General features: G+C 69.0%; 23 protein-coding genes. 10 read left to right on the forward strand and 13 right to left on the reverse strand.

All coding sequences use genetic code 11. From position 1 onward, the window contains the following. The first annotated feature begins 104 nt into the window (after positions 1-104). The 3 genes from ACKTT0_RS09235 (at position 105) to ACKTT0_RS09245 (ending at position 3,340) form a co-directional block, all read left to right on the forward strand. Positions 105-1,583, forward strand: coding sequence for an amino acid permease (locus tag ACKTT0_RS09235; RefSeq protein WP_407852402.1), 1,479 nt, complete (start codon positions 105-107; stop codon positions 1,581-1,583). Positions 1,584-2,155: 572 nt separating this feature from the next. Then, positions 2,156-2,635 carry a VOC family protein gene (locus tag ACKTT0_RS09240; RefSeq protein ID WP_407849606.1) on the forward strand — a complete coding sequence of 160 codons (480 nt, stop codon included), beginning with the start codon at positions 2,156-2,158 and terminating at the stop codon, positions 2,633-2,635. A gap of 18 nt (positions 2,636-2,653) precedes the next feature. After that, entirely contained in the window at positions 2,654-3,340 is a 687-nt protein-coding gene (locus ACKTT0_RS09245) for a phytanoyl-CoA dioxygenase family protein (protein WP_407849607.1), read from the forward strand. A 36-nt stretch (positions 3,341-3,376) separates the two neighbouring features. On the opposite strand, the gene ACKTT0_RS09250 is transcribed toward ACKTT0_RS09245, so the two are convergent. Continuing rightward, a complete protein-coding gene (locus ACKTT0_RS09250; protein WP_407849608.1) occupies positions 3,377-4,363 on the reverse strand; it encodes a Bug family tripartite tricarboxylate transporter substrate binding protein in 987 nt (328 codons plus the stop codon). Positions 4,364-4,563: 200 nt separating this feature from the next. After that, on the reverse strand, positions 4,564-5,262 hold the full coding sequence (locus ACKTT0_RS09255; protein WP_407849609.1) for a hypothetical protein: 699 nt from the start codon (positions 5,260-5,262) through the stop codon (positions 4,564-4,566). A 119-nt stretch (positions 5,263-5,381) separates the two neighbouring features. Here ACKTT0_RS09255 and nadN point away from each other — a divergent pair, with 119 nt between their 5' ends. After that, on the forward strand, positions 5,382-7,187 hold the full coding sequence (gene nadN / locus ACKTT0_RS09260) for an NAD nucleotidase (protein WP_407849610.1): 1,806 nt from the start codon (positions 5,382-5,384) through the stop codon (positions 7,185-7,187). A 4-nt stretch (positions 7,188-7,191) separates the two neighbouring features. Here nadN and ACKTT0_RS09265 read toward each other — a convergent pair whose 3' ends face one another. The 4 genes from ACKTT0_RS09265 to ACKTT0_RS09280 all read right to left on the reverse strand — a co-directional run bounded on the left by ACKTT0_RS09265 (position 7,192) and on the right by ACKTT0_RS09280 (position 10,582). Further along, complete coding sequence (locus tag ACKTT0_RS09265; protein ID WP_407849611.1) at positions 7,192-7,971, reverse strand: AzlC family ABC transporter permease; 780 nt, start codon at positions 7,969-7,971, stop codon at positions 7,192-7,194. A 37-nt stretch (positions 7,972-8,008) separates the two neighbouring features. Further along, entirely contained in the window at positions 8,009-8,308 is a 300-nt protein-coding gene (locus ACKTT0_RS09270; protein ID WP_407849612.1) for an AzlD family protein, read from the reverse strand. Positions 8,309-8,410: 102 nt separating this feature from the next. Continuing rightward, positions 8,411-9,718 (reverse strand): MFS transporter, encoded by a 1,308-nt coding sequence (locus ACKTT0_RS09275; RefSeq protein ID WP_407849613.1) that lies wholly within the window; start codon positions 9,716-9,718, stop codon positions 8,411-8,413. Between the two features lie 51 nt (positions 9,719-9,769). After that, positions 9,770-10,582, reverse strand: a complete 813-nt coding sequence (locus ACKTT0_RS09280; protein WP_407849614.1) for a class II aldolase/adducin family protein — start codon at positions 10,580-10,582, stop codon at positions 9,770-9,772. 127 nt (positions 10,583-10,709) lie between these two features. On the opposite strand from ACKTT0_RS09280, the gene ACKTT0_RS09285 reads away from it, so the two are divergent. After that, entirely contained in the window at positions 10,710-11,600 is an 891-nt protein-coding gene (locus ACKTT0_RS09285) for a LysR substrate-binding domain-containing protein (RefSeq protein ID WP_407849615.1), read from the forward strand. A gap of 12 nt (positions 11,601-11,612) precedes the next feature. Here the strand turns inward: ACKTT0_RS09285 and ACKTT0_RS09290 are convergent, their stop codons facing one another. The 4 genes from ACKTT0_RS09290 to ACKTT0_RS09305 form a co-directional block, all read right to left on the reverse strand. After that, positions 11,613-12,629, reverse strand: a complete 1,017-nt coding sequence (locus ACKTT0_RS09290; RefSeq protein ID WP_407849616.1) for a histone deacetylase family protein — start codon at positions 12,627-12,629, stop codon at positions 11,613-11,615. Between the two features lie 39 nt (positions 12,630-12,668). Continuing rightward, positions 12,669-13,652, reverse strand: coding sequence for a threonine/serine dehydratase family protein (locus ACKTT0_RS09295; RefSeq protein ID WP_407849617.1), 984 nt, complete (start codon positions 13,650-13,652; stop codon positions 12,669-12,671). 69 nt (positions 13,653-13,721) lie between these two features. Then, positions 13,722-15,005, reverse strand: a complete 1,284-nt coding sequence (locus ACKTT0_RS09300) for an MFS transporter (protein WP_407849618.1) — start codon at positions 15,003-15,005, stop codon at positions 13,722-13,724. After that, positions 15,002-15,418, reverse strand: a complete 417-nt coding sequence (locus tag ACKTT0_RS09305; protein ID WP_407849619.1) for a RidA family protein — start codon at positions 15,416-15,418, stop codon at positions 15,002-15,004. The genes ACKTT0_RS09300 and ACKTT0_RS09305 overlap by 4 nt, the downstream gene beginning before the upstream one ends. A gap of 226 nt (positions 15,419-15,644) precedes the next feature. On the opposite strand from ACKTT0_RS09305, the gene ACKTT0_RS09310 reads away from it, so the two are divergent. Beyond that, positions 15,645-16,634 carry a helix-turn-helix transcriptional regulator gene (locus ACKTT0_RS09310; RefSeq protein ID WP_407849620.1) on the forward strand — a complete coding sequence of 330 codons (990 nt, stop codon included), beginning with the start codon at positions 15,645-15,647 and terminating at the stop codon, positions 16,632-16,634. 33 nt (positions 16,635-16,667) lie between these two features. Here the strand turns inward: ACKTT0_RS09310 and ACKTT0_RS09315 are convergent, their stop codons facing one another. Both ACKTT0_RS09315 and ACKTT0_RS09320 read right to left on the reverse strand, forming a co-directional pair. Beyond that, positions 16,668-17,351, reverse strand: coding sequence for a nitroreductase (locus ACKTT0_RS09315; protein WP_407849621.1), 684 nt, complete (start codon positions 17,349-17,351; stop codon positions 16,668-16,670). Continuing rightward, positions 17,348-17,776 (reverse strand): PaaI family thioesterase, encoded by a 429-nt coding sequence (locus ACKTT0_RS09320; protein WP_407849622.1) that lies wholly within the window; start codon positions 17,774-17,776, stop codon positions 17,348-17,350. Before ACKTT0_RS09320 ends, ACKTT0_RS09315 begins: the two co-directional genes overlap by 4 nt. A gap of 113 nt (positions 17,777-17,889) precedes the next feature. Here ACKTT0_RS09320 and panB point away from each other — a divergent pair, with 113 nt between their 5' ends. The 3 genes from panB (at position 17,890) to nadB (ending at position 21,845) form a co-directional block, all read left to right on the forward strand. Then, positions 17,890-18,714 carry a 3-methyl-2-oxobutanoate hydroxymethyltransferase gene (gene panB / locus ACKTT0_RS09325; protein WP_407849623.1) on the forward strand — a complete coding sequence of 275 codons (825 nt, stop codon included), beginning with the start codon at positions 17,890-17,892 and terminating at the stop codon, positions 18,712-18,714. A gap of 331 nt (positions 18,715-19,045) precedes the next feature. After that, positions 19,046-20,197 carry a quinolinate synthase NadA gene (nadA, locus tag ACKTT0_RS09330; RefSeq protein ID WP_407849624.1) on the forward strand — a complete coding sequence of 384 codons (1,152 nt, stop codon included), beginning with the start codon at positions 19,046-19,048 and terminating at the stop codon, positions 20,195-20,197. Positions 20,198-20,222: 25 nt separating this feature from the next. Then, complete coding sequence (gene nadB, locus ACKTT0_RS09335) at positions 20,223-21,845, forward strand: L-aspartate oxidase (protein WP_407849625.1); 1,623 nt, start codon at positions 20,223-20,225, stop codon at positions 21,843-21,845. Positions 21,846-22,109: 264 nt separating this feature from the next. On the opposite strand, the gene ACKTT0_RS09340 is transcribed toward nadB, so the two are convergent. Beyond that, entirely contained in the window at positions 22,110-22,991 is an 882-nt protein-coding gene (locus ACKTT0_RS09340; RefSeq protein ID WP_407849626.1) for a LysR family transcriptional regulator, read from the reverse strand. A 145-nt stretch (positions 22,992-23,136) separates the two neighbouring features. On the opposite strand from ACKTT0_RS09340, the gene ACKTT0_RS09345 reads away from it, so the two are divergent. After that, the gene (locus tag ACKTT0_RS09345; protein WP_407849627.1) at positions 23,137-24,462 is read left to right on the forward strand and encodes a lactonase family protein; all 1,326 of its coding nucleotides are present in this window, start codon (positions 23,137-23,139) and stop codon (positions 24,460-24,462) included. Positions 24,463-24,479: the final 17 nt, after the last annotated feature.

Raw genomic sequence — 24,479 nt, forward strand, 5'->3', positions numbered from 1 at the left:
CAGCGGTTTGCCGAAATCCGGGGCCCGGGCGTCCCGTGCCACCTGAACAAATAAAGAAGGAAGCTCCGACCTTGGCCGAATCCGAAAGCCGCACCGCCGCCGGCATGCCCGCCCGGGATGTGACCACGCCCACCGGGCTGCGGCGCACCCTGGCCGCCCGCCACCTGACCATGATTGCCGTGGGCGGGTCCATCGGCACGGGCTTGTTCGTTGCTTCCGGCAACACCATTGCCCAGGCGGGGCCGGGCGGGGCGCTGCTGGGTTATGCGCTGATCGGCCTGATGGTCTATTTCCTGATGACCAGCCTGGGCGAACTGGCGGCCGCCATGCCGGTGGCGGGGTCCTTCGCCACTTATGGGGCGCGCTATGTCGAGCCGGGTTTCGGCTTCGCCCTGGGCTGGAACTACTGGTACAACTGGGCGGTGACGGTGGCGGTCGACCTGGTGGCGGCGCAGCTGGTGATGGCCTACTGGTTTCCCGATGTGCCGGGGGTCTACTGGAGCGCGCTGTTCCTGGCGATTACCTTCGGCCTGAATGCGCTGTCGGCGCGCGGCTTCGGCGAGGCGGAGTTCTGGTTCGCGCTGATCAAGGTGGTGGCGGTGCTGGTTTTCATTGCCATGGGCGTGCTGATGCTGCTGGGCATCATCCGTGGCGGCGAGACCGGCGGCTGGCACAACTGGACGGTGGGCGACGCGCCGTTCGCCGGCGGGTTCGCGGCGCTGATCGGCGTTGCCATGGTGGTGGGTTTTTCGTTCCAGGGCACCGAGTTGATCGGCATCGCCGCCGGGGAATCCAAGGACCCGGCGCGCAATCTGCCGCGCGCCGTGCGCCAGGTTTTCTGGCGCATCCTGCTGTTCTATGTGCTGGCCATCGGCGTGATCGGCCTGCTGATCCCGTACACCGATCCGCAATTGCTGCGCAACGAGGTGACCGACATTAGCGTCAGCCCTTTCGCGCTGATTTTCGACCGGGCCGGCCTGCTGGCGGCGGCGTCCATCATGAACGCGGTGGTGCTGACTTCGGTGCTGTCGGCCGGCAATTCCGGCATGTACGCCGCCACGCGCATGTTGTACGCCCTGGCGCGCGAGGGCAAGGCGCCGGCGATTTTCGGCCGGGTCTCGGCCAGCGGCGTGCCGGTGCTGGCGCTGCTGGCGACCACGGTGGTGGCGGCGCTCTGTTTCTTTTCCTTCGTGTTCAGCCCGAATGCGGTTTATATCTGGTTGCTGAACACTTCGGGCATGACCGGTTTCATCGCCTGGCTGGGGATCGCCATCAGCCACTATCGCTTCCGCCGCGGCTATCTGGCGCAGGGCGGCAAGCTGGGCGACCTGCCTTATGTTTCGCCCTTTTTTCCTTTTGGTCCCCTGTTTGCCTTCACGCTCTGCCTGGTCATTACATTGGGGCAGAATTACCAGGCTTTTCTGCAGGACCGGATCGACTGGGTGGGCGCGGGGGCGACGTACATTGGCATCCCGCTGTTCCTGCTGATCTGGGCCGGCTACCGGCTGGCGCGCGGGTCGCGGTTCGTGCGCTATGCGGATATGACGTTTCCGGTGCGGGGCGTGGGTTCCGGGGCGGATTAGGGGAGGGAGTGCCTTGCGGGGCGGGATGGGTTCGTAGGGCGTCCAGGCCGGGGCTGGGGCGTGCGGGCCGGCCACGTCGCTCGGCTCGGGCGCGCCACCAGGCGCCCTCGGCCCCCTGCGGGGGCTGCCCTCGCTCCAACTGGCCGGCCCGCACGCCCCAGCCCCGGCCTGGACTCACGGCGGCGGCATGCCTGGGGCCGCTGGCGAGCGGGTGGTGAATCAGAAGCTATCGCATGCAGGTGTCAGACACCCCGTGTAGGTCGTCTCGTCAAGCCAGACAGTGCGCAGGGGGTGTCTGACACCTGCGTATGAGACTATTTGCACGGGGGCGCCGCCAGGCGTGGGCGTTTCAAGAACTCAATGACGCACTCCCCCAAGTCCAAAACCTCCCGCAGCCCACGATCCCCGGGTATTGCGACAAGCCCGCAACCATTCAAACCCTAGTCGTCCAGGGACCATCAGGCTTACGATCTGCATTCCGGACCGGATATTCTTCAAAAAATGCGGCACCCCGTCGCTTCGCTGTCTTGCTGATCAGGTTCCGCCACCTTCTCCAGCCAAGGAGCACGACGATGATGAGCAAGAACACGATCTGTCTCTGGTACGACCGCGACGCCCTGGACGCCGCGCAGTTCTATGCCCGGACATTCCCCGACAGCGCGGTTGGCAGGGTCCTGCACGCGCCCGGCGACTATCCCTCGGGTCAGAGCGGCGACGTCCTGACGGTGGAGTTCACCGTGATGGGCATTCCCTGCATGGGCCTGAATGGCGGCCCGGACATCAAGCATAACGAGGCATTCTCGTTCCAGGTCGCCACCGATGACCAGGCCGAGACCGACCGCCTGTGGGATGCCATCGTCAGCCATGGCGGCCACGCGAATGTGTGCGGCTGGTGCCAGGACAAATGGGGCGTGTCCTGGCAGATCACCCCACGGGCGCTGATGGACGCCATCGCGGACCCGGACCGCGCGGCGGCCGGGCGTGCATTCGAGGCAATGATGCAGATGGGGAAGATCGATATCGCGGCGATCGAGGCAGCCCGCCGTGGCTGACGCTGGCCGCCTGCATCGATGACAGACACGCCGGCCGGGTCCTTCGCCGAGCACGGGTATGTGCGCCTGGCAGGCTTTCATCCGCGCGCGCGGATGATGGCGATCCGGCGCAAATTGCTGGATGAGGTCCAGCGGGTGTCGGGGCGCGGCCTGCCGGGCGCATTGCGCGGGCTGCCGGTCTTTCAGCAGATCGGCCGGCTGTCGTCCATGGTGCAGTATCCGGACCTGCATGAAGCCCTGATGAGCCGCGAATTGCTCGACCTGGTCGCCCATTTGGCCGGCCGCCCGCCGGCGGTCGTGCAGGACGCGCAACTGCTGCTGTCGCCGCCGCGCCAAGGCGCGTGGACGCTGGCCGGCCTGAATTGGCATGTGGATGTCAAAGCCGGCCCACGCGATCGGCTGCCGGGAATCCAGGCGTTTTTTCTGATCGACGACGTGGCCGAGCAGGGCGGAGCCACGCTCGCATTGGCCGGCTCGCACCGCCATGCGCCGCGCACGCCGCAGGCCGCCGCCTTGCGCGAACGGCTGCGCGCGCCCGGGGATCTGCTGCGGAACCTCCGGGAGCTGGACATCGACGTGGTAGAGATGGCGGGCCGGGCCGGCGATGTGTACCTGATGGACATGCGCGTGCTGCATACGCCGTCCGTCAACGCGACGCCGCACATGCGCATGATGGCGACCTCGCGTTGCCTGCTCGATGCGTGAGGCCGGCCCGGCTGCGCGCCCTGGCAGGGGCCGTTGTCAATCCAGGCTGATGCCGGCGTTCTCGATCAATTTTTCATAGGTGGCCGACTTGTCGTCCAGGCGCTGGCGCAATTCGGCCAGCGGCCAGCCCAGTGGTTCGAAGGCAAAGGTGTCGAAGCGCTTGCGGATATCCGGGTCGGCCAGCACCTTGGTCACGTCGGCGTAGATCTTGTCGCGCACGTCCGCGGGGATGCCCTTGGGCGCCAGCAGCGACACGATGGAATTAACGTCCAGTGCGGCGGGACCGCCGGCTTCGGCCACGGTGGGTACGTCCGGGTACTGGGGATGCCGCTGGGGGGCGGCAATGGCCAGGTAGCGCAGCTTGCCGCTGTCGTATACGGGCCGGGTGGACGGAATGGTGCCGAAGGCCCAGTCGACCTCGCCGTTGGCGACGGCCGTGTACAGCTGGCTCACTTCCTTGTAGGGCACATGGATCATCTTGGTGCCGGTCAAGGATGCCAGCCATTCGCCGCCCAGGTGGCCGGGGCTGCCCACGAACCATGAACCATAGGTGAGGCTGTCGGGCTTGGTCTTGGCCGCGGCGATCAGGTCGGTCATGTTCTTCCAGGGCGATTTCTCGCCGACGGCGACCATGAACGGGGTGTAGAAGAGCGGCGCCACCAGGTCGAATTTTTCCAGGGTGACATAGTGGCGCGACTTGTACAGGTGCGGCAGGGCCGAAACGTGCTCGCTGTCGAGCTGCAGCAGTGCGTAGCCGTCGGCCGGCTGCTTGCCGGCGGCCTCCATGGCAATGAAACCGCCGCCGCCGGGCCGGTTCTCGACGACCACGGGCTGCTTCCACATCTTGCCGAGTTCCTGGGCCAGGATGCGCAGCACCACGTCGGGGCCGCTGCCGACCGAGAAGGCGGTGTACAGGGTGACGGTCCTGGCGGGGTAGGCGGGCGCCTGGGCCCAGCCGGTGCTGGCCAGGCAACTGGCGGCCAGGGCGGCGGCCAGCAGGGTGCGGCGTTGGCGGGATGGCATGGGGTGTCTCCTGGTGCCGTTGTTGTTGTCGGGGGGCGCCATTGGCCACGGCCTTGCATGCCGCAAATCGTGGCGTCATGGACCCGGTCCATTCCATCCATTATGTGCCGCCAGGTATGCGTGAAAAAATGAAATGTTCATATTATTCATATATAAAAATGCATATCTGATCTGGCGCGACGCCGGGTGCGCGGCCGCGCTTAGCGATCGCCCGCGCGGCGGGCAACCGTCACTTCCGGTTCGCCCAGTTGCGTCAGCCTGTCGTTCAGCGTCCGCAGGTAGCTGACCGATGCCTTGTCGTATTGAGCAAGCAGTTGCCAGGTGAACGCAACCGTCTCGCGCTTGTCCTGGGCGAGCTTGGTCCAGGGCGCGCCCGCATCGCTCGCGGTCGAGGCGTCGATGGCATCCTGGCTCACTGTGATCAGGCGGCTCATGCAGTCGATCTGCGAGGCCAGCTTGGCGACATCGAACGAGTCCGCTCCGCCCGCAGGCACGCAAGGACGATCCGCGCGTGACGGGCCGGGCGGCCGCAAGTCGATTTCGTCGACGTGTACGAGCTTGTCCGCGACGTCCTTGCCGAAATGGCGGGCCAGCTTGAAATGCTGGACGATCAATTGCTGGCGCCACTGGCGATGGAAGTCGCGATAGCGGGTCCACGATGTCCGGGAGAATTCCTCCCAGCCTTTATTGTCCGATTCGTTCACCAGCGTCTGGAGCGCGGCGTAGCCATCGAGCAGCAATCGGCTGGTGTCTTGTGCGGTGGCCTGCGCGGCATCGATGAAGCGTTCCCGGTCGGTGCGCTGGTTCTGGTTGGCAAGCTGCCATTGGGTGCCCGCGAGCGTGAGGACCGCGGTGAGCACCGGCGTGATGACGTGCTGAAGTAACGTGGATCCATTCATGGAATCGAATGCAGGTAGAGTTGGGATGGCCTGGATTTTCACACGCACGTAAAGACGCCCCGCTAGATTCTTCCTTCTTCATCGCCCTCGCGGGTATCAGAAATCAAGGAAGGTTCTTCATGTTCTTGCGTCGATTCGGCCTGGGCGCCGGCCTGCTTTGCCTGACGCTGCTGGCTGCGTGCGGCAGCGGCAGTGATGATGACGATCACGACAGCCCGCCGCCACAGGCGGCCAACTACCAGCTGCAGATCCTGCACACCAATGACCACCATTCGCACCTGGACGGCAGCGCCTATGACCTGCAGCTGGGCGGCGCCGTCACGCGCGTGCAGCTGGGCGGATTCTCGCGCCTGGCGGGCGTGATCAACCGCCTGCGTACGCCGGATACGCTGGTGCTCAACAGCGGCGAGCTGAACGGCACGCTGTACTTCAGCCTGTTCAAGGGCGAGCCGGATTTCAAGCTGTTCAATGCGCTGGGCCTGGACGCCTACCAATTGGGCAACCATGAATTCGACGAGGGCGAGGCGGTGCTGCGCGGACTGATCGACATGGCCACCTTCCCGATCCTGGCGGCCAATGTGCGGCCGACCGCGCAGAGCCCGCTGTATGGCGCGCCGATCAAGCCTTATGTCGTGCGCGAGATGAGCGGCCACAAGGTCGGCATCATCGGCATCCTGAAGGTCGAGAAGACGGTGAATTCGTCGATGGTGACCGATGCGGTCGAGTTCACCGAAGAGATCGCGACGGTGCGCCGCAATATCGACGAGCTGAAAGCACAGGGCATCGACAAGATCATCGTCCTGAGCCACCTGGGCTACGACGGCGATATCGCGCTGGCGGGCCAGGTCGACGATATCGATGTCATCATCGGCGGCGACACGCACGAACTGCTGGACTCCACCGGCGAGCTGGCGGCCATGGGGCTGGAGGTGGACGGCGACTATCCCACGGTGGCGACCGCGCCCAACGGCAAGCCGGTCTACATCGCCCAGGCCTGGGAGATGGCGCACGGCGTAGGTGTGCTGAACGTGGAATTCGATCCACGGGGGGATGTGGTGCAGGCCCAGGGCAGCATCGTGCTGCCCATCGACAAACCGTTCCTCCAGGCCGATGCCGAGGGGGAGTTCGTCGCGGTGGGCGCCGCGCGCGAAGCCGAGATCGCCGCCTTGGTCGAATCATCGCGCACGCTGGCGCTGCAGCAGCCGGACCCGGCCGTGGCGGCGATCCTGGCGCCGTATAGCCAGGAGCTGGAAGAGTTCCGCACCCAGACGCTGGGCTCGGTGGCCGAGACGCTGCCGTTCGACCGCATCCCCGCCGCCTTCGCGGCCGGCAGCAGGCCCACGGGCAGCTACGCCGCCTACTATGTGGCCGATGCTTTCCTGAAGTACATGCCCAAGGCCGACATCGCCATCCAGAACGCGGGCGGCGTGCGCACCCAGTTCCTGCAGGGGCCGTTTACCGTGGCCGACGCCTATACCATGCTGCCGTTCTCCAATACGGTGGCCACCGTCGACATGCGCGGCGACGGCGTGGTGGCGGTGCTGGAAGATGCCGCCCAGTACGCGCTGACGTCGGGCTCGACGGGGGCGTTCCCGTATGCGTCGCACTTGCGTTTCGACGTCTACAAGAGCCAGCCCAAGGGCAGCCGCATCCAGAACGTCGAGGTGAAGGACCGTGTCACCGGCGCGTGGACGCCGATCGACATGAACGCGACTTACCGCGTGGTGACCAATTCGTTCACCGCGCTGGGCAAGGACGGCTACGAGGCGTTCGCCAAGGCTATCGAGGCCGACCCGGGCGTGCACGAGGACAGCCATGTGGCGTATGCCGTGCCGTTGGTGGAGTATTTCCAGAAGCACTTGCCCGGCAACGTGCTGCCGGCGCTGGATCCGGCCGAGTACAGCCTGAAGTCGGTGGTGGACTAGCGCGCTACTGCTTGGGCGGGCGGGACGGCCGCGCCCCGCCCGGCGCGGCGTGGCGCGGCGCCGCAGCCAGCGCCGCGAGAATCCCCGCCAGCGCGCCCGCCGCCACGTACCAGGCGCCCGGCACGAACCGGTACGTCAGCCCGGCCGCCGCCAGGCTGACCAGCCACGGCCAGGCGCGCCGCCAGCCGCGCCACATGCCGCGCAGCATGACCAGGAATACGGCGGGGAACGCCATGTCCAGCCCGTAGGCCTCGGGATGGCCCAGCAGCGGTCCCAGCAGCGCGCCCAGGGTCGTGCAGGCGATCCACGCCACATAGAACACCAGCGACGAGCCGAGGTAGTAGGCCAGGCTGAAGGCGGGGGCGATGCCCAGTTCCGCGCGCCGCCGCGTATCGGCCATTGACAGCGCCCAGCTGGCGTCTGTCATCAGGAACAGCGACGGCAGCACCTTGCGCTTGGGCAGGTGATGCAGGAAGGGCGTCATGGCGGCGCCCATGACCAGCATGCGGCTGTTGACCAGGAAGGTCACCGCCATGATCAGCAGCACGGGCGGCGGTGCGGCCCACAGTCCGAGCGCTGCGAATTCCGAGCCGCCGGCGAAGTTCAGGCCGGTCATGAGCGGGACTTCGAAGGGTGTCAGCCCGGCCTGCGCGGCTTGCGTGCCAAGCACCAGGCCGAAGGGAATCACGCCGAACAGCATCGGCAGGCTGGCCGTCGCGCCGGCGCAGCAACGGGCCCAGGCGCCGGCGTGGCCCGGCACGTTGCGGGAGCGGGGCGCCGTCATCGCGCGGGGCCGGGCGAAAGCGCGCGCACGGCCGGCATCATGCAAACCAATGTCGCAGCAGCGCGGCGCTGCCCACGCCGACGATCACGGTGGCCAGCAGCGGCAGCCGGGTCGCGGCGACGACCGTGAGCGCCAGCGCCAGCAGGTCCGCCGGCTGGTCGGAGACGAACACCGGCGCGATCACGGAGATCAGCACGCAGCCCGGCGCGGCTTCCAGCACCGCCATGGCGCGCGGGCCGAGGCTGCGATTGCGCAGCAGGATATACCCGCCGATGCGGGCCAGGTAGGTGACGGCGGCCATCAGGACGATGGCGAGCAGGTTGGCGGGGTCGACCATGATGCTGTCCGGGAAGCGCGGGCCGTGTATGGGCAAAGCTTCGCGCGACGCGCGAAGCCTCCACATGATAACGGGCCGTGCCGCCGCCGGCGCGGCCGGCCCCTACCGGTTGACCGTGGCTTTGGACATGGACAGCGCGATGGCGCCGCCCACCACCAGGCTGATGGCGATCACGTACAGCCCCGTGTCAGTGCTGCCGGACAGGTCCTTAATCCAGCCGACGATGAACGGGCTGACGAAACCCGCCAGGTTGCCCACCGAGTTGATCAGCGCAATGCCCGCGGCGGCGGCCGTGCCGGCCAGGAAGGCGGGCGGCAGGCACCAGAACTGCGCCAGTCCGGTCAGGATGCCCATGGTGGCGATGGTCAGCGAGGCGACTGCCCACACCGGCGTCTGCGGCAGCCAGGTGCTGGCCGCCAGTCCGATGGCGCCGGCCAGCGCCGGGATGGCGATGTGCCAGCGGCGCTCTTTGCGGCGGTCGGAACTGGCGCTGGTCCACAGCATGCAGGCGACCGCGGCCGCGTAGGGCAGCGCCACCAGCCAGCCGATGGTGGTGGGATCGGACACACCCGAGGCCTTGACCAGCGAGGGCAGCCAGAACCCGATGCCGTACAGCCCCATGATGAAGCCGAAGTAGGCGGCGCTCAGCACCCAGACCCGCCCGTTACGGAACGCGGCCAGCGCGGAATGGGCCTCGGTGTGCGCGGCGTCCGCGTCGATGTTCTTCTGCAGTAGTTGCTTTTCCGTGTCGGACAGCCAGCGCGCGTCGGCGATCTTGTCGTTGAGCAGCAGCAGCACCATGAAGCCCAGCACCACCGAAGGGATGGCCTCGATCAGGAACAGCCATTTCCAGCCCGCCATGCCGTGCACGTCGTGGAACGCCGACAGGATCCAGCCCGACAGCGGGCCGCCGATCACGCCGGCCATGGGGATCCCGGTCATGAACAGCGCGGTGACCTTGGCGCGGCGCGCGGCGGGATACCAGTACGTCAAGTAGAGGATGATGCCGGGAAAGAAGCCCGCTTCGGCCACGCCCAGCAGGAAGCGCAGGATGTAGAACGAGGCCGGGGTCTGCACGAACATCATGCAGCCGGAGATGACGCCCCAGCTGATCATGATGCGGGCGATCCAGCGGCGCGCGCCGAACCGGTGCAGCAGCAGGTTGCTGGGCACCTCGAAGATGAAGTAGCCGATGAAGAAAATGCCCGCGCCCAGGCCGTACACGGCTTCGCTGAATTGCAGGTCGTTGAGCATCTGCAGCTTGGCGAAGCCGACATTGACGCGGTCGAGGTAGGCCGCTACGTAGCAGATGAACAGGAACGGCAGGATGCGCCAGGTGACTTTTGCATAGGCTGCGTCCTCGTCGCGCAGGCTGGGCGCCATGGCGGGCGCATAGGGAATACTGCTCATGGATGTCTCCGTTTGTTTTGTCGGCGCCGCGCGCGCGGCCTGGCCGGGCATTCAGTCGAACATGTCGGGCTGGGTCGCGGCGAGCTGCTCGTAGATGGGCTGGAAATGCAGCCAGCCGATGTACTCGCTGCCGACGTGTTCGCGGCTGTAGCGGGCCCGTTCTTCCGTGACGAGACGCGGCGCGATGCCGGTGGCGTCGATCATCAGCTGCTGCTGGCAGCAGCGTTCCAGCGCGATGAACCAGAATGCGGCCGATTCAATGCTGTGGCGGCTGGCGGTGAGCAGCCCGTGATTCTGGTGGATGGCCGCCTTGACACCGCGGAAGGCGTTGGCCACTTTGTTGCCGCCCTTGACTTCCACGGCCACCTGGCCGGCCTCTTCGCCGATGACGACATGGTCTTCATAGAAGGCGGCGGCGTCCTGGCTGATGGGTTCCAGCTTCTTGCCCAGCGCCGCGAAAGCGGTGCCGTACACCGTGTGGGCATGGCACATGGCCAGGATGTCCGGATGAGCCGCGTGCACGGCCGCGTGCAGCACGAAGCCGGCCCGGTTCACCGCATACTCGCCTTCGACGACTTTGCCGTCGTGGTCGACCAGGATCAGGTTCGACACCTTCACTTGCGAGAAATGCACCGCCATCGGGTTGGTCCAGTACAGCTCCGGGCGCTCGGGGTCGCGGATCGTCAGGTGGCCGGCGAAACCGTAATCGAAGCCTTGCAGCGCGAAGGCTCGACAGGCGGCCACCAGGCGCTCCTGGCGGTGCCGGCGTTCAGCGGCCGGCGAGTCGAAGGTCGGCAGTTCGGGGAATTTCAGCCCGACCTGCTCGGGCTGGTAGACGGAAATACGCTTGGCGCGGTCCAGCATGGGTCTCTCTCCGGATGGGTGTCGTGGAATGCCGAATAGTGCGATTGCCGCGCGACCCTTGACAAACGATGTGTTTTCACAGATAGATGAATCTGGTTCACATATGAATTCCCGCGAGGCAGGTGCGATGCGACGGCTCCCCTCTTTCTTTGCGCTGCGCGCGTTCGAAGCGGCCGCGCGCCATGGCAGTTTTACCGAGGCCGGCCGCGAGTTGAAGTTGACGCCGTCGGCGATCAGCCATCAGGTGCGCGCGCTGGAAGACTGGTTCGAGCGGCCGCTGTTCACCCGCGGCGTGCGGCAAGTCACCTTGACCGAGGACGGCCGCCACCTGCTGGCCGGCCTGGGCCCCGCGTTCGACCAGATCGAGGACGCCTGTGCGCGCCTGCGGCATCGTGCCGACGGGCACGAACTGGCGGTGCATTGCGCGCCCAGCTTCGCCTCGAAATGGCTGGGGCCACGGCTGCCGCAGTTCATGGCCACGCATGCCGCGATCACGATACGGCTGTCGTCCAGCGCCGAGCCGGCCGACCTGCGCAAGGACAAGCACCTGGATGTGGATATCACCTATGGCGCGCCGCCGCGCCGCGCCGGCATCGTGGTCGAGCCGCTGGGGCGCGAGCGCACGGCGCCGCTATGCCGCCCCGACCTGCTGGCGGCCTGGGCGCCAGCCAGCGCCGCCGACCTGGCCCGGCACACGCTGATTGAATCGCAGCTCAACCCGGTGCGCTGGGCCGACTGGTTCCAGCTCAATGGCGGCCGTCCGCCGGCCAAGACCGGCCCGTCGTTCGATCGCGGTGCGCTGGCCATCGCGGCCGCGGTCGACGGGCTGGGCATCGCCCTGGAGACCACGCGCTTCGCGCAGACCGAGCTGGAGCGCGGCGACCTGGCCATCATCGACGGGCCTGGCTTCCGGCCCATCGAGCGCGAGACGCACTTCATCTGTTATCGGCAAGGCGACCGCGACAATCCGCCGCTGCTGGCGTTCCGCGGCTGGCTGGCGGAGCAGCTGCGGCAGTGAAGGTCGCCGCCGCTACGCGCGCAGCCCCGCGAAGAACGCTTCGGCGTTCTCCGGCAGCCCTTCGATGTAGTACCCGCCTTCCTGCACCGCCAGCACCGGCACGCCCAGGCCGGCCACGACCCGCCCGAGGCGCTCGAAGCCGGCGCTGCTGACGGCCACCTTGGCCTGCGGGTCGCGCTCGAAGATATCGAAGCCCAGCGCCAGCACCAGGACATCCGGCTGGAACACCTCGATGGCGTCGACGGCGACGGCGAGCTGCTCGAAAAAGACCGGCTCGGGCGAGCCGTGCGGCATTGGCAGGTTGAGGTTGTAGCCGAACCCGGCGCCGGCGCCCTGCTCGTTCGGGTAGCCGGTCACCACGGGGTAGAAATTCTCCGGGTCGCCGTGGATCGACACGTAATAGACGTCGTCGCGCTGGTAGAAGATTTCCTGGATGCCCTGGCCATGGTGTATGTCGGTATCCAGCACTGCCACGCGCGCATGCTGGCCGCGCAGGCGCTGCGCGGCGATGGCGCAGTTATTCAGGTAGCAGAAGCCGCCCGCCGCGTCGCGGCGGGCATGGTGGCCGGGCGGGCGGCACAGCGCGTAGGCGTGACGGTCGCCGGCCAGCAGGGCATCGGCGCCGGCCACCGCGGACTGCGCCGACCAATAGGCCGAGCGCCAGGTGGATGCGCCGATCGGGCAGCTGCCGTCGGCCAGGTAGCGCGCTGCCTTGGCCAGCACGCCGCGCAGGGCGTTGGGCTCGCGCACGTAGATATTCGAAACCACCTCGTCGCCCCAGTCTTCCGGCAGCCGCCGCCATTCCCGGTGCGCGGTCTTGAGGAACTGCAGATAGTCCAGCGCGTGCACCGCCGTCAGCGGCGCCATGCCCGCGTCGGGCGGCTGGCGCAGCTGCAGGCCCAGCTGCTGTGCCGCGCCGGCCAGGGCGGCGGCGCGCGCGGGCACTTCCTGGGGCGCGCGCATCTTGCCGCGCGAGAAATAGGTTTGCGGGTGATGCAGCGCCTGGTCGGGGTGGTAGTAGGCTTTCATGGCGGTCGGTGGGGGGGGCGGTGCGGGCCGGTTGCCGTGTCAGCTTACACCCAGGTGCCGGGCGAAAGTGGCCGGGTCCGTGTTGGTGCCGCACAGCAGCACGCCCACCCGCTTGCCGGCCAGCGTGTCCTTGAGCGGGCCCGCCAGGGCGGCGGTGGCGGCGGCGCAGGCCGGCTCGGTGGCCAGCTTGAGCTGGTCGAACAGCAGGCGCATGGCGCCGCGCAGCGCGTCGTCCGACACCTTGACCAGCCGGTCGACGTGGCGGCGGCACAGCTCGTAGCTGTACTGCTCGGTGTGCGGCGCCATCAGGCTGTCGGCGATGCTCTGCATGGGGCCCATCTTGATGGGGCCGCTGGCGGCGAAGCTCTGGTGCATGGCGTCGGCGCCCTCGGGCTCCACGCCGAATACCTGGCATTGCGGCGCCAGCGATTTCACGGCGGTGCTGACGCCGGCCATCAGCCCGCCGCCGCCGACCGGGATGATCACGGCGTCGAGCTCGCCCGCCTGTTGCAGCCACTCGTAGCCCAGCGTGGCGGTCCCCAGCACCGTGCGGTAGCCGTTGAACGGGTGCACGAAGTAGCGGCCTTCTTCGCTTTCGATGCGATGCACGGTGTCGAACGCCGTCGCGCCATTTTCGGCCAGGATCACGTCGGCGCCATATTGGCGGCAGAGGGCCACGCGCGCGGGGCTGGCAGTCTTGATCATCACGACCTTGGCCGGGATCGCCAGCCGCATCGCGGCATAGGCCACCGCCACCGCATGGTTGCCGGCCGATACGCAGGTGACGCCGGCGGCGCGCTGGGCGTCGTCCAGCGCCAGCAGGTTCGAGAATGCGCCGCGCGCCTTGAAGGTGCCGCTGGCTTGCAGCAGTTCGAACTTGAAATTCACCGCCGTGCCCGGCACGGGTTCGAAGTCGGCCTTCTCCAGCACCGGCGTGGTGCGGATCCAGGGCTGGAGCCGGGCGTGCAGCTCGGCGATGGCGGATTGTGCGGGAAGCGTGGTGGTGTCGAGTTGCGAGGTCATGAGGGCTCCTGCATGAAACGGCGGGCGCTAGGCATGTGCTGCCTGGCGCCCGGGACCATGGCCGCGGCCTCAGCGCAGGCCCAGCCGCTTGCGCACGGCGACGAGCGAGGCGAGGCTGACCAGGGCGGCGAAGATCAGGTAGAAGCTGGGCGCCAGCTTGTTGCCGCTGGCCGAGATCAGCCAGACGATGATGAAGGGCGCGAAGCCGCCGAAGATCGTCACGGCAATGTTATAGGCCAGCGACATTCCCGTGGTGCGGGTCTGGGTGGGGAACAAGTCGGTCAGCAGCGCCGGCAGCGCGCCGAAATAGCCGGACAGCAGGATGCCGATGATGATCTGCACCAGGATCATCGTGCCGAAGGTGGGCGAGCCGGCCAGCAGTTGGAACAGCGGGTAGATCAGCACCAGGAACAGCACGGCGGCCGTCGCCATGATGCCGGTGCGTCCGTGGCGGTCCGACCAGTGGCCGACCATGGGCGCGACGATGAACTGCACCACGCCGGTCACCAGGGTGGCCGCGAAGGCGGCCGCCGGCGGGATGCCCAGCTGCTTGACCGCGAAGGTGGGCATGTACAGCACCAGGTAGGTGGCGACGGTGCCCAGCACCACGGTGCCGATGGCCAGCAGCAGGCGCAGGCGGTGCTCGGTGAAAGTGTCGCCCAGCGGCGTGGCGCTGCGTTCGGTGGCCAGGAACTCGGGCGTCTCGTCGATGCGGGTGCGGATGTAGTACGCCACCGGGCCGATCAGCAGGCCGAAGAAGAAGGGGATGCGCCAGCCCCACGATTCCATCTGCTCGGGGCTCAGCCATTCGTTCAGGCCGGCGCCGAAGCCGGCCGCCAGCAGCGTGGTGAGGCCCTGGCTGGCCACCTGCCAGCTGGCGAAGAAGCCGCGCCGGTCGGGCGTGTGTTCGGCCAGGAAGGCGGTGGCGCTGCCGAATTCGCCGCCGGCCGAGAACCCCTGGATCATGCGCGCGGCCACGATGCCGATGGGCGCCCAGATGCCGATGGCGGCGTAGGTCGGCATCAAGGCGATCAGCAGGGTGCCGAGCATCATCAGCATGATGGACAGCGTCAGCGTGGCGCGCCGGCCGACGCGGTCGGCGTACACGCCCAGCACCAGCGCACCGAGCGGGCGCATGAAGAAGGATACGCCGAACGTCCCCAGCGTCAGCAGCAGCGAGATGCTGTCGTTGTCGCTGGGAAAGAACAGCCTCGAAATGGTGACGGCGAAGAAGCCGTAGACGACCAGGTCGAACCATTCCAGTGCATTGCCGATCGAGGCGGCCGCGATGATGCGCCAGGCGGGGGGCGACGCCCTGCCGGCGGCCGGGGTGAGCGTCGTAGCGGTATTCATGGGCGGGGCTCCGAAGTCGGTTGGGAGGCGGGGGTGTCGTTGTTGCCCGCGGCGCGCGCGATGGCTTCGATCTCGACCAGCGCGCCGGGCACCATCAAATCGGCCCGCACGGTGGAGCGGGCCGGCAGGGCGATATCGCCGAAAAACGCGCCGTACGCGGCGTCGAAGGCGGCGAAGTCCTCGATGCGGGCCAGCCAGACGGTGGTCTTGACGATGTCGCGCGGCGCCAGGCCGGCATCGGCCAGGTGGCGCGCGATGTGTTCGAGGCAGGTGCGGGTCTGTGCCGCCACGTCGGCGCCGACGATGCGAAAGCCCTCGCCGAAGGCCATCTGGCCGGACACGAACACCAGGTCGCCGGCGCGCCGGTGCATGGAGAAATTGGGCTGGCGGCGGGGTTGGGTGTCGTGCTGCATTGACGCTCCGTCATGGTTCGGTCCGGCGACCAGCTTAGTCGCCAAAGCACATGTGCGCTTATGCGCAGATGCACGCTTTATTTGCCGAAAGGGCAAAATCGTACCAAGCGGCAGCGGGCTGCGGGTTTACCCCAGGCGACCCAGGCCACTGGCCGCGCCTTGACGCTGCGCGAAACCGCCCGGTAACGTAACCGTCATTCTTTCGGGCCAGCGTGGATGCTCTGCCGTGGATAACCCTGTCGCCAATCGCCTGCATGCCTATGTGCCGCATACCTACGAGGTGGCGGGGGTCCAGCCGGTCGGCTCGGCCTGCTTCATCCAGGCCCGCCCGATCGGCGCCGGCATGGCCGGCTACCGCGATACGCTGGTGCTGGGGGCGGGCCTGTCGGCCAGCTGGGCCGACATCACCCGTCCGCGCGCCATGGAAGAGCACTACGATTGCAGCGGCGCGCTGAAGATCCACGTGCGCATGTTGGGCCGGTCGGCCGTGACCGACGGCCGCGAGGCCCCGCATGCCATCGACGGGCTGTCGTGCAGCGCCTTGCTGCAGCCGCGCGGCGCGCGCAAGATCGAGGTGTTCGGGGCGGGCGCGCGCGAGCGCTCGGTCACGGTCTCGTGCACGCGCGAATACCTGGTGGAGGAACTGGGGCTGCAGGCCGCGCGCTACGGCGGCGCGCTGGGCCGCTACCTGGACGACGATCCGGCCGCGTTCGCGCTGTTCCGTGCCGGGCTGACGGCGGCCATGCAGCAGGCGGCCCAGTGCTTTTTCGAGCCGCTTGACGACCGCCATGCGCGCCGGCTGCTGCTGCAGGCGCGCGCCGAGGACATCGTGCGCCATTTCTTCGTGCACATGCGCCGCGACGCGGCCGCGGGCGAGATCCGGCCGCGCGACCGGGCCATTGCCGAGCAGGCGGCGGCGCGCCTGGCCGTTGAACTCCGCGAACCGCCCGGGGTGCGCGAACTGGCCGCGCAGGCCGGCGTCAGTGTGTCGAAGCTGTCGCGCACGTTCAAGGCCGTGCATGGCGCCACCATTCCGGAATACCTGCTGGCCGCCAGGATGCGGCATGCGCTGGCGCTGATCCGGGCGCGGCTGCCGGTGACGCAGGTGGCCCTGGAGGTCGGCTACGACCATGCGGGCAATTTCTCGACGGCGTTCCGCCGGCATTACGGCGTGCCGCCGCGCGCCTGGAGCGATGCGCCGGGCGGCCTGCCGTGAGGCCGCCCGCGTCGGCCGCGCCCCCGGCCATGCTCAGGCGTCGTGGAACGTGGTGAATTCGTCGACCGGCTCGCGTTCGGTGCGGTATTGGTTGGCCGGTTCGTCCGGGTCCTGGTAGCCGATGGAAATGCCGCAGATCACGATCTGGTCGGCGGGAATGCCCAGGTGCTGCTTGACGATGTCCGGATAGTTGGCCAGCGCCGCCTGCGGGCAGGTGTCCAGGCCGCAGGCGCGCGCCATCACCATGATGTTCTGCAGGAACATGCCGTAGTCCAGCCAGCTGCCCTTGTCCAGGTCGCTGTCGATGGTGAACAGCAGCACGCAGGGGGCGCCGAAGAATTCGAAGTTGCGCGCGTGCTGGCGGGCCGACGCTTCGCGGTCGCCCTTCTGGATGCCGAGCAGGCTGTACAGGCCCCAGCCGGTGGCGCGGCGCCGTTCCAGGTAGGGGCTGCGCCAGTTGACCGGGTAGTACTGGTATTCGCGCCGCTCGGGCTCGCCGCGCGCGTGCGCCTGCACCAGGTCGCGCGCCAGCGCGGCGCGCCTGGCCCCGGTGACCACGTGCACTTTCCAGGGCTGGATGTTGCTGCCGCTGGGCGCGCGGGCGGCGGCTTCGAGGATGCGGCGGATCAGGGCGGGTTCCACCGGGGTGGGCAGGAAACCGCGGATGCTCTGGCGCGAGACGATGGCCTGTTCGATGACTTGCGGGGAATCGCTCATGAAATTGCCTCTTCCGTGGGGGCGTCGGCCGCCAGGCGCGGGCCGCCGTATTTGAAGGACCCTTGCGCCGACGCCAGGATGCGGCCGTCCGGCGTACAGACTTCGGCGCGGGCGAAGTAGATCTTGCGACCGCGGCCCGTGACGGTGCCGGTGGCGACGACCTTGCCGGCCTTGACCGAGCCGATGAAGTTGATGGCCAGCGAGATGGTGACCGCATTGCCCTGGCTGTCGCCCGGCTGCGGCACGATGCCGGCGTAGCCGCAAGCCGCGTCCAGCAGGGCGCAGACCACGCCGCCCTGCAGCGCGCCCTGGCGGTTCAGGTGGCCGGGCCTGAGGTCCATGCTGAGCACGATGCGGCCGTCGCCCCACTGTTCGATGACAGCGCCCAGGGAATGCAGAAACGGATTGTGTTCGAAACCGGTCATGGCTGCGCGAAATATTGGACTGCCTGATCATACCTTTGACAGATCAAATGTGCAGCGCACAAAACTCGGCGCTACCATGGACGCTTCCTGGAACCCCCCGAACAGGCCCGAGCATGAGCGCACAACAGCAGCAGACCCGCATCTCCGTCCCCGCCATCCGCCAGTCCAAGGGCGCTGGCAAAGTCGTGGCCCTGACGGCGTACACCACGCCCATGGCCCGGCTGCTCGATCCGCACGCCGACCTGCTGCTGGTGGGCGATTCGCTGGGCATGGTGGTGTATGGGCTGCCCAGCACGCTGGGCGTGACGCTGGACATGATGATTGCGCACGGCGCCGCGGTGGTGCGCGGGTCGACGCGCGCCTGCGTGGTGGTGGACCTGCCGTTCGGCAGCTACCAGGCGTCGCCCGCGCAGGCCTTCGAGGCGGCCGCGCGCGTGCTGGCGGAAACCGGCGCGCAGGCGGTCAAGCTGGAGGGCGGCGCCGAAATGGCCGATACGGTGCAGTTCCTGGCGGCGCGCGGCGTGCCGGTGGTCAGCCATATCGGCCTGATGCCGCAGCAGGTCAACAGCGTGGGCGGCTACAAGGCGCAGGGCATGCTGGCCGACGGCGGCGAACGCATCATGCACGATGCCCGGGCGCTGGAAGCCGCCGGCGCGTTCGCGCTGGTCGTCGAGTGCACCGCGGAGGCCGTGGGCCGGCGCGTGACCGAGGCCCTGGGGATTCCCGTGATCGGCATCGGCGCCTCGCCGGCCTGCGACGGGCAGATCCTGGTCACCGAAGACATGCTGGGCATGTCGGGCGCCCGCGTGCCGCGCTTCGTCAAGCAGTACGCCCAGCTGGGCGCCGAGATCGAACAGGCGGCGGCGCGCTACGCGGAGGACGTGCGCGGCGGGGCTTTCCCGGCGCCGGAGCACTGCTTCGGCGTGCGCGCTTCCTGAGCGGGGCGCCGATACAAGGTGGCTGACACCCATGGGGCGTCAGGCGCCTGCCGCTGGGCTGGTCCCCAGGGCACGGGGTGTCAGACACCCTATGGTGCGGCCGGGGTCTGCGCGAAGGCGGTTCATGGGGTGTCTGACACTTGCCGTGCTGCGCGGGACCGGCCTGGCGACATTGCCAGGCATCAAGGCAGCCTCGGCGTAGCTGCAACACCCGCTTGACGCCCATTTATACTCAGAAGTAGCATAAATACCGATTCCTCTTTTTTTGATCCACAAATGCTCTATATGAGCATAAAGCCGGCAACCGACGGCCGGCATGGAGAGCCGCCTCATGGACACCCCCGCCACCCGGCCCGTCGAGTTCGATTTGCCTGCCGGCCCGACGGCCGCCTCTCATTGCGCCAGCACTGTCGGCCAGGCCTGGGCCCGCGTACCGGAGCCGCTGCCGGCCGCGCGCAAGGTCGCCCTGGTCGAACGCATCCGCGCCCTGCTGGCGCGCGAGCGCGCGACGCTGGTGGCCCACTACTACGTCGATGCCGACCTGCAGGAACTCGCCGAGGCCACCGGTGGTTGCGTCGGCGATTCGCTGGAAATGGCCCGCTTCGGCCGCGACCATCCGGCCGGGACGCTGGTGGTGGCCGGCGTGCGCTTCATGGGCGAGACCGCCAAGATCCTCAGCCCGTCCAAGCGCATCCTGATGCCCGACCTGCAGGCCACCTGCTCGCTGGACCTGGGCTGTCCCGCCGACGCCTTCGCCGCCTGGTGCGACGCCCACCCCGACCGCACGGTGGTGGTCTACGCCAACACCAGCGCGGCGGTCAAGGCACGCGCCGACTGGGTCGTCACCTCGTCGATCGCGCTGGACGTGGTGGCCGACCTGCACGCGCGCGGCGAGCGCATCCTGTGGGCGCCGGACCGCCACCTGGGCAGCTACGTGCAGCGCCAGACCGGCGCCGACATGCTGTTGTGGCAGGGCGCCTGCATTGTGCACGACGAATTCAAGGGCACCGAGCTGGAACTGCTGCGCGCCGAGCATCCGGGAGCCAAGGTGCTGGCGCATCCGGAATCGCCCCAGCCTGTCCTGGCCCAGGCCGATGTCGTCGGCTCGACCACGCAGTTGATCGACGCCGCGCGCAAGCTGGACGCGGCGCAGTTCATCGTGGCCACCGACCAGGGCATCCTGCACAAGATGCGCGCGCAGGCGCCGGGCAAGGATTTCATCGCCGCGCCCACCGCGGGCAACAGCGCCACCTGCAAGAGCTGCGCGCATTGCCCGTGGATGGCCATGAACGAACTGGCCGGCCTGGCCCACGTGCTGGAACACGGCGCCAACGAGATCACCCTGGACGCCGAACTGGGCCGGCGGGCCAAGGCGCCCATCGACCGCATGCTGGCGTTCGCCGAACAGCGCAAGCAGCGCGTGCGCGCCAGCGGCGACCTGGCGCGCGACACCGCGCTGTTCGAGCGCGTCGGCCCGGCCTGAGCCGCGCCATATCGGAGCATCCGCCATGGATTTCGACGTACTCATCATCGGCAGCGGGCTGGCCGGCTTGGCGGCCGCGCTGGAACTGGCGCCGCACCGGCGCGTGGCGCTGCTTGCCAAGGGCGCGCTGGACCTCAGCGCCAGCAACCGCGCCCAGGGCGGCATTGCCGCCGCGCTGGGCCCGGACGACAGCGTGGCAGATCATGTGCGCGACACCCTGGCCGCCGGCGGCGGCCTGTGCGATGCGGCCGCCACGCAGCGCATTGCCGCGGATGCGCGCGCCGCCATCGGCTGGCTGCAGGACCAGGGCACGGCCTTCACGGCGGCCGCGCCGGGGCAGCCCGCCCTGCACCTGACCCGCGAAGGGGGCCATGGCCGCCGGCGCATCGTGCATGCCGCCGACGCCACCGGCCGGGCGGTCATCGCCGCGCTGGGCGCGCGCGCCCGCAATCATCCGAACATCACGGTGCTCGAGCATCACTGCGCCATCGACCTGCTGGTGGCCGGCATGCCCGGCAGCGCCGCCGCGCGCTGCCGCGGCGCGCAGGTGCTGGACCCGCGGGGCCGCGTGTCGGCATTGGGCGCCGCCCACGTCGTGCTGGCCACGGGCGGGGCATGCCAGGTGTATGCCCACAGCACCACGCCTCCCACCGCCACCGGCGACGGCATCGCCATGGCCTGGCGCGCCGGCTGCCGGATCGCCAACCTGGAGTTCACCCAGTTTCATCCCACCAGCCTGTACGACCCGCAGGGCGAGACCTTTTTGATCTCCGAAGCGGTGCGCGGCGAAGGCGGGCTGTTGAAACTGCCCGACGGCACCCGCTTCATGCCGGCGCACGACGCGCGCGCCGAGCTCGCGCCGCGCGACGTGGTGGCCCGCGCCATCGACCTGGAAATCAAGCGCCATGGCCTGGACTGCGTCCACCTGGACATCAGCCACCGTCCGCGCGCGTTCTTGCAGGCGCACTTCCCCACCATTTATGCGCATTGCCTGGCGCGCGGCATCGACATGGCGGCCGCGCCCATCCCGGTCGTGCCGGCTGCCCACTACACCTGCGGCGGCGTCGTCGCCGATGCCAGCGGCCGCACCGACCTGGCGGGCCTGTATGCCGTCGGCGAAGCGGCCTGCACCGGCCTGCACGGCGCCAACCGGCTGGCCAGCAATTCGCTGCTGGAATGCGTGGTCACGGGCCGCGGCGCGGCGCGGGCCATCCTGGCGCAGCCGGCCGCCGTGGCCGCCGGACCGGCATCGCCGCCACCTGTCGCCCAGGCCGTCAAGTCGGCGCCGCCGCCCGCGGCCCTGCCCGCCAGCGCGGCGGATCTGTCGGTCGCGTCGTTGCGGCAGGCCTTGCGGCGGCTCATGAGCGCGGACGTGGGCATCGTGCGCAGCGATGCGTCGCTGACGCGTGCGGCGCAGCGCATCGTCGGGTGGGAGGCGGACGTCGCTCGGCGCTGGCGGACCGAAGGCCCCAGCCGCGACTTGCTGGAACTGCGCAACCTGCTGCTGGTGGCCGGCCTGGTGGTGCGCGCCGCCGTGGCCCGCCGTGAAAGCCGCGGCGCGCACTTCAACCGCGATTGGCCCGGCGAACTGCCCGTCGCGCTGCCCACCGTGCTGTGCGACGACACCGCGCACGCAACCGCCGCCTGACCGGCATTCCGCGCCAGGCGTGGCAGACACCTGCGGGGAGTCCGTGCCAGGCGTGACAGGTGTCTGACACCCGCGGGAGGGCGTCGCGTATGCACACGCTGCGACATGGGGTGTCAGACACCTACGGAGACGCCTACTGGGCCGATGCGCTTATCGCAACAGGTGTCTGACACTCCGCGGCACGTCTTGGCGTGCGCATGCAGCATGGCAAGGGGTGTCAGACACCTCTGGAGAAATCCAGGGCGATTCATTGCCCGGCGGCATTCAGTGGCCGGTCCAGTTGCGGACGGTCTCGGCGAAGCGCTGCGCGGTCGGTGTGAGCTCGCCGCGCCAGCCCAGCGCGAAGGGCAGCACGGGCGCGGCGGGGCGCAGCGGCCGATAGGCCACGTCCGGCCGGGGCACGCGCGCCATGCCCGCGGTCACCAGCCCCATGCCGATGCCGGCCGCCACCAGGGCGACCAGTGATGTCATGGGCGTGGCTTCCTGGACGATGCGCGGGCTGATGCCGGCGTCCTGGAACATGGCGATGATCCGGTCATAGATGCTCGGCCCCACGTTGCGCGGCGCGATCAGGAAGGGCTCGCCGGCCAGGTCGCGCACCGCCACCGTCTTGCGGCGCGCCAGGCGGTGACCGGCCGGCAGCGCCAGGACCAGTTGCTCGCCCGCCAGCCCGGCGGTGGCCAGCCCTGGGGTGTACAGGGGCGGGTGCAAGACCGCGATGTCGACCGCGCCGGCGGCCAGGGCGCTTTCCAGCGAGGGGGAGTTCATTTCGGCCAGTTCCACCTGCACGCCCGGATAGCGCGCGCGGAACTCGCGCACGCATGGCGGTATCAGGCCGTACAGCGCCAGCAGGGTGAAACCGATGCGCAGCATGCCTGTCTCGCCGCGCGCCGCGCGGCGCGCCTGTTCCTTGCCGGCGGCGGCCTGGGCACATGCCCCGCGGGCATGCGGCAGCAGGGCGGCTCCCGCCGCCGTCAGCGCGACGTGGCGGCGGTCGCGTTCGAGCAGCATCGCGCCGATCTCGTCTTCGAGATTCTGGATGCGCGCGCTCAATGCGGGCTGGGTCAGGTGCAACTGCTGCGCGGCGCGGCGGAAATTGAGCGTCTCGGCCACGGCGATGAAGCAGGCCAGGGTGCGGATGTCCATGGGGGGCGGCTCGCTGTTGCTGATCAAGGAAGTTGATCAGAGACCGGTAAATTGCGATTGGACGCTGATCAGCATGGTGACCGATCATGCCACCGGCGCGGCTATCGGACAACGCCGCGCCGCAAGTCTTCATAGGGGATCGACCATGCATTCACGTTTCCTGTTGGGCGCGGCGCTGCTGCCGCTGGCGGCCTGGGCCGCGCCCTTGCCGGACTGGGCCGGCGCTATCGACGCCGGCACGCTGGCCGTCATCGCCGACGGCGATTTCGTCGCGCAGACGTACGCCAACGGCCGCCTGGCGCCGACCGCCGCCGGTTGGCGCGACACCCTGGCCATCTGGGCGCGGCGCGACGGCCAGCCCGTGGCCGGCCGCATCGAGGTCTCGAACTCGGTCACGGCCGCCCCGGAAATCCTTGCCCTGGCGCCCGGTGGCGATACGGCATTCGTGGTCGAGCGGCTCGGCCAGCGCGACGCGCGCGCGCAGACGGTGCGCGACCTGCCGGCCGGCCACCGCCTGATGGCGGTCGACCTGGCCGACCCGCAGGCGCCGCGTATTGCCGCCACGCTGGATGTCGGCCCGCTGCCCGAGGCCCTGGCGGTCAGTCCCGATGGCCGGCGCGTGGCCGTGGTGGCCAACTCGCCCGACGACAGTCTGTTGTCGATCGCGCGCTACGAGCGGGGGGCGTTCCATGAGACGCAGCGCTTCACGCTGCGCGAGCTGGGGGTGGCTGGCACGGGCGCCGGGCCGCGCGGCGGCGTGACCGCCACCAATGTGCAGTGGCATCCTTCGGGCCGCTATCTGGCGGTCAACCTCAACACCCTGAACCGCGTGGCGTTCTTCGAAGTGCGGGAAGAGCCAGCGGGCCGGCTGGCGCTGCACCCGTGGGGCGAACCGGTGGAGGTGGGGGCCGACCCGTTCGTCGGCCGCTTCACGCCGGACGGCGGTTACTACCTGACGGCCGACTGGGGGCGCGATTTCAGCGCCACCACGCTGGACGGCCGCGTGCCCCGCCGCGCCTCGTCGGTCAGCGTCATCCGCCTGGCCGGGCCGGGCGGCCCGGCGCGGCACGAGCGCGTGGGGCACGCGCCGACGGACGAGTCGTCCGAAGGCCTGGCGGTCAGCCCGGACGGCACGCTGGTGGCCACCGTGAACATGCGCAGTACGCCTTTCCCGCCGGACAGCCCGCGCTTCGTGCGCGAGGCGACCGTATCGCTGCTGCGCTTCGACGCGCGCACCGGCAGCCTGGCCAAGGTGGCGGACTACGCGTTCGAGGGCGTGCTGCCCGAGGGAGCGAGCTTCGACGCGTCGGGCCGGCACTTGCTGGTGACGGTTTTCCAGTACCACGCCGGCGGGCCGGCGGGCGGCGGGCTGGAGGTGTTCCGGGTCGAGCGCGACGACGGCCCGCGCCTGCGCCACTTGGGGCGGCTGCCCATGCCGCACGGCACTCACCACGTGGCGGTGGCGCGCTGAAAAAACGCTTTGCCGCG

The organism is Bordetella saccharivorans (assembly GCF_045862855.1).
Classification (GTDB): domain Bacteria; phylum Pseudomonadota; class Gammaproteobacteria; order Burkholderiales; family Burkholderiaceae_B; genus Bordetella_A; species Bordetella_A petrii_F.

Coding starts and splice junctions, on each gene's coding strand:
- ACKTT0_RS09280 (WP_407849614.1), bottom strand. CDS start 10,582: ATGCTGGACCGCGCCAAGCGTATTTCCGTCTACCAGCCCGAGCAGGTC.
- panB (WP_407849623.1), top strand. CDS start 17,890: ATGAGCGCACAACAGCAGCAGACCCGCATCTCCGTCCCCGCCATCCGC.
- ACKTT0_RS09265 (WP_407849611.1), bottom strand. CDS start 7,971: ATGACGGCGCCCCGCTCCCGCAACGTGCCGGGCCACGCCGGCGCCTGG.
- ACKTT0_RS09305 (WP_407849619.1), bottom strand. CDS start 15,418: ATGCAGCACGACACCCAACCCCGCCGCCAGCCCAATTTCTCCATGCAC.
- ACKTT0_RS09345 (WP_407849627.1), top strand. CDS start 23,137: ATGCATTCACGTTTCCTGTTGGGCGCGGCGCTGCTGCCGCTGGCGGCC.
- ACKTT0_RS09235 (WP_407852402.1), top strand. CDS start 105: ATGCCCGCCCGGGATGTGACCACGCCCACCGGGCTGCGGCGCACCCTG.
- ACKTT0_RS09290 (WP_407849616.1), bottom strand. CDS start 12,629: ATGAAAGCCTACTACCACCCCGACCAGGCGCTGCATCACCCGCAAACC.
- ACKTT0_RS09270 (WP_407849612.1), bottom strand. CDS start 8,308: ATGGTCGACCCCGCCAACCTGCTCGCCATCGTCCTGATGGCCGCCGTC.
- ACKTT0_RS09240 (WP_407849606.1), top strand. CDS start 2,156: ATGATGAGCAAGAACACGATCTGTCTCTGGTACGACCGCGACGCCCTG.
- ACKTT0_RS09340 (WP_407849626.1), bottom strand. CDS start 22,991: ATGGACATCCGCACCCTGGCCTGCTTCATCGCCGTGGCCGAGACGCTC.
- ACKTT0_RS09295 (WP_407849617.1), bottom strand. CDS start 13,652: ATGACCTCGCAACTCGACACCACCACGCTTCCCGCACAATCCGCCATC.
- ACKTT0_RS09250 (WP_407849608.1), bottom strand. CDS start 4,363: ATGCCATCCCGCCAACGCCGCACCCTGCTGGCCGCCGCCCTGGCCGCC.
- nadN (WP_407849610.1), top strand. CDS start 5,382: ATGTTCTTGCGTCGATTCGGCCTGGGCGCCGGCCTGCTTTGCCTGACG.
- ACKTT0_RS09255 (WP_407849609.1), bottom strand. CDS start 5,262: ATGAATGGATCCACGTTACTTCAGCACGTCATCACGCCGGTGCTCACC.
- ACKTT0_RS09285 (WP_407849615.1), top strand. CDS start 10,710: ATGCGACGGCTCCCCTCTTTCTTTGCGCTGCGCGCGTTCGAAGCGGCC.
- ACKTT0_RS09300 (WP_407849618.1), bottom strand. CDS start 15,005: ATGAATACCGCTACGACGCTCACCCCGGCCGCCGGCAGGGCGTCGCCC.
- ACKTT0_RS09275 (WP_407849613.1), bottom strand. CDS start 9,718: ATGAGCAGTATTCCCTATGCGCCCGCCATGGCGCCCAGCCTGCGCGAC.
- nadB (WP_407849625.1), top strand. CDS start 20,223: ATGGATTTCGACGTACTCATCATCGGCAGCGGGCTGGCCGGCTTGGCG.
- nadA (WP_407849624.1), top strand. CDS start 19,046: ATGGACACCCCCGCCACCCGGCCCGTCGAGTTCGATTTGCCTGCCGGC.
- ACKTT0_RS09315 (WP_407849621.1), bottom strand. CDS start 17,351: ATGAGCGATTCCCCGCAAGTCATCGAACAGGCCATCGTCTCGCGCCAG.
- ACKTT0_RS09320 (WP_407849622.1), bottom strand. CDS start 17,776: ATGACCGGTTTCGAACACAATCCGTTTCTGCATTCCCTGGGCGCTGTC.
- ACKTT0_RS09245 (WP_407849607.1), top strand. CDS start 2,654: ATGACAGACACGCCGGCCGGGTCCTTCGCCGAGCACGGGTATGTGCGC.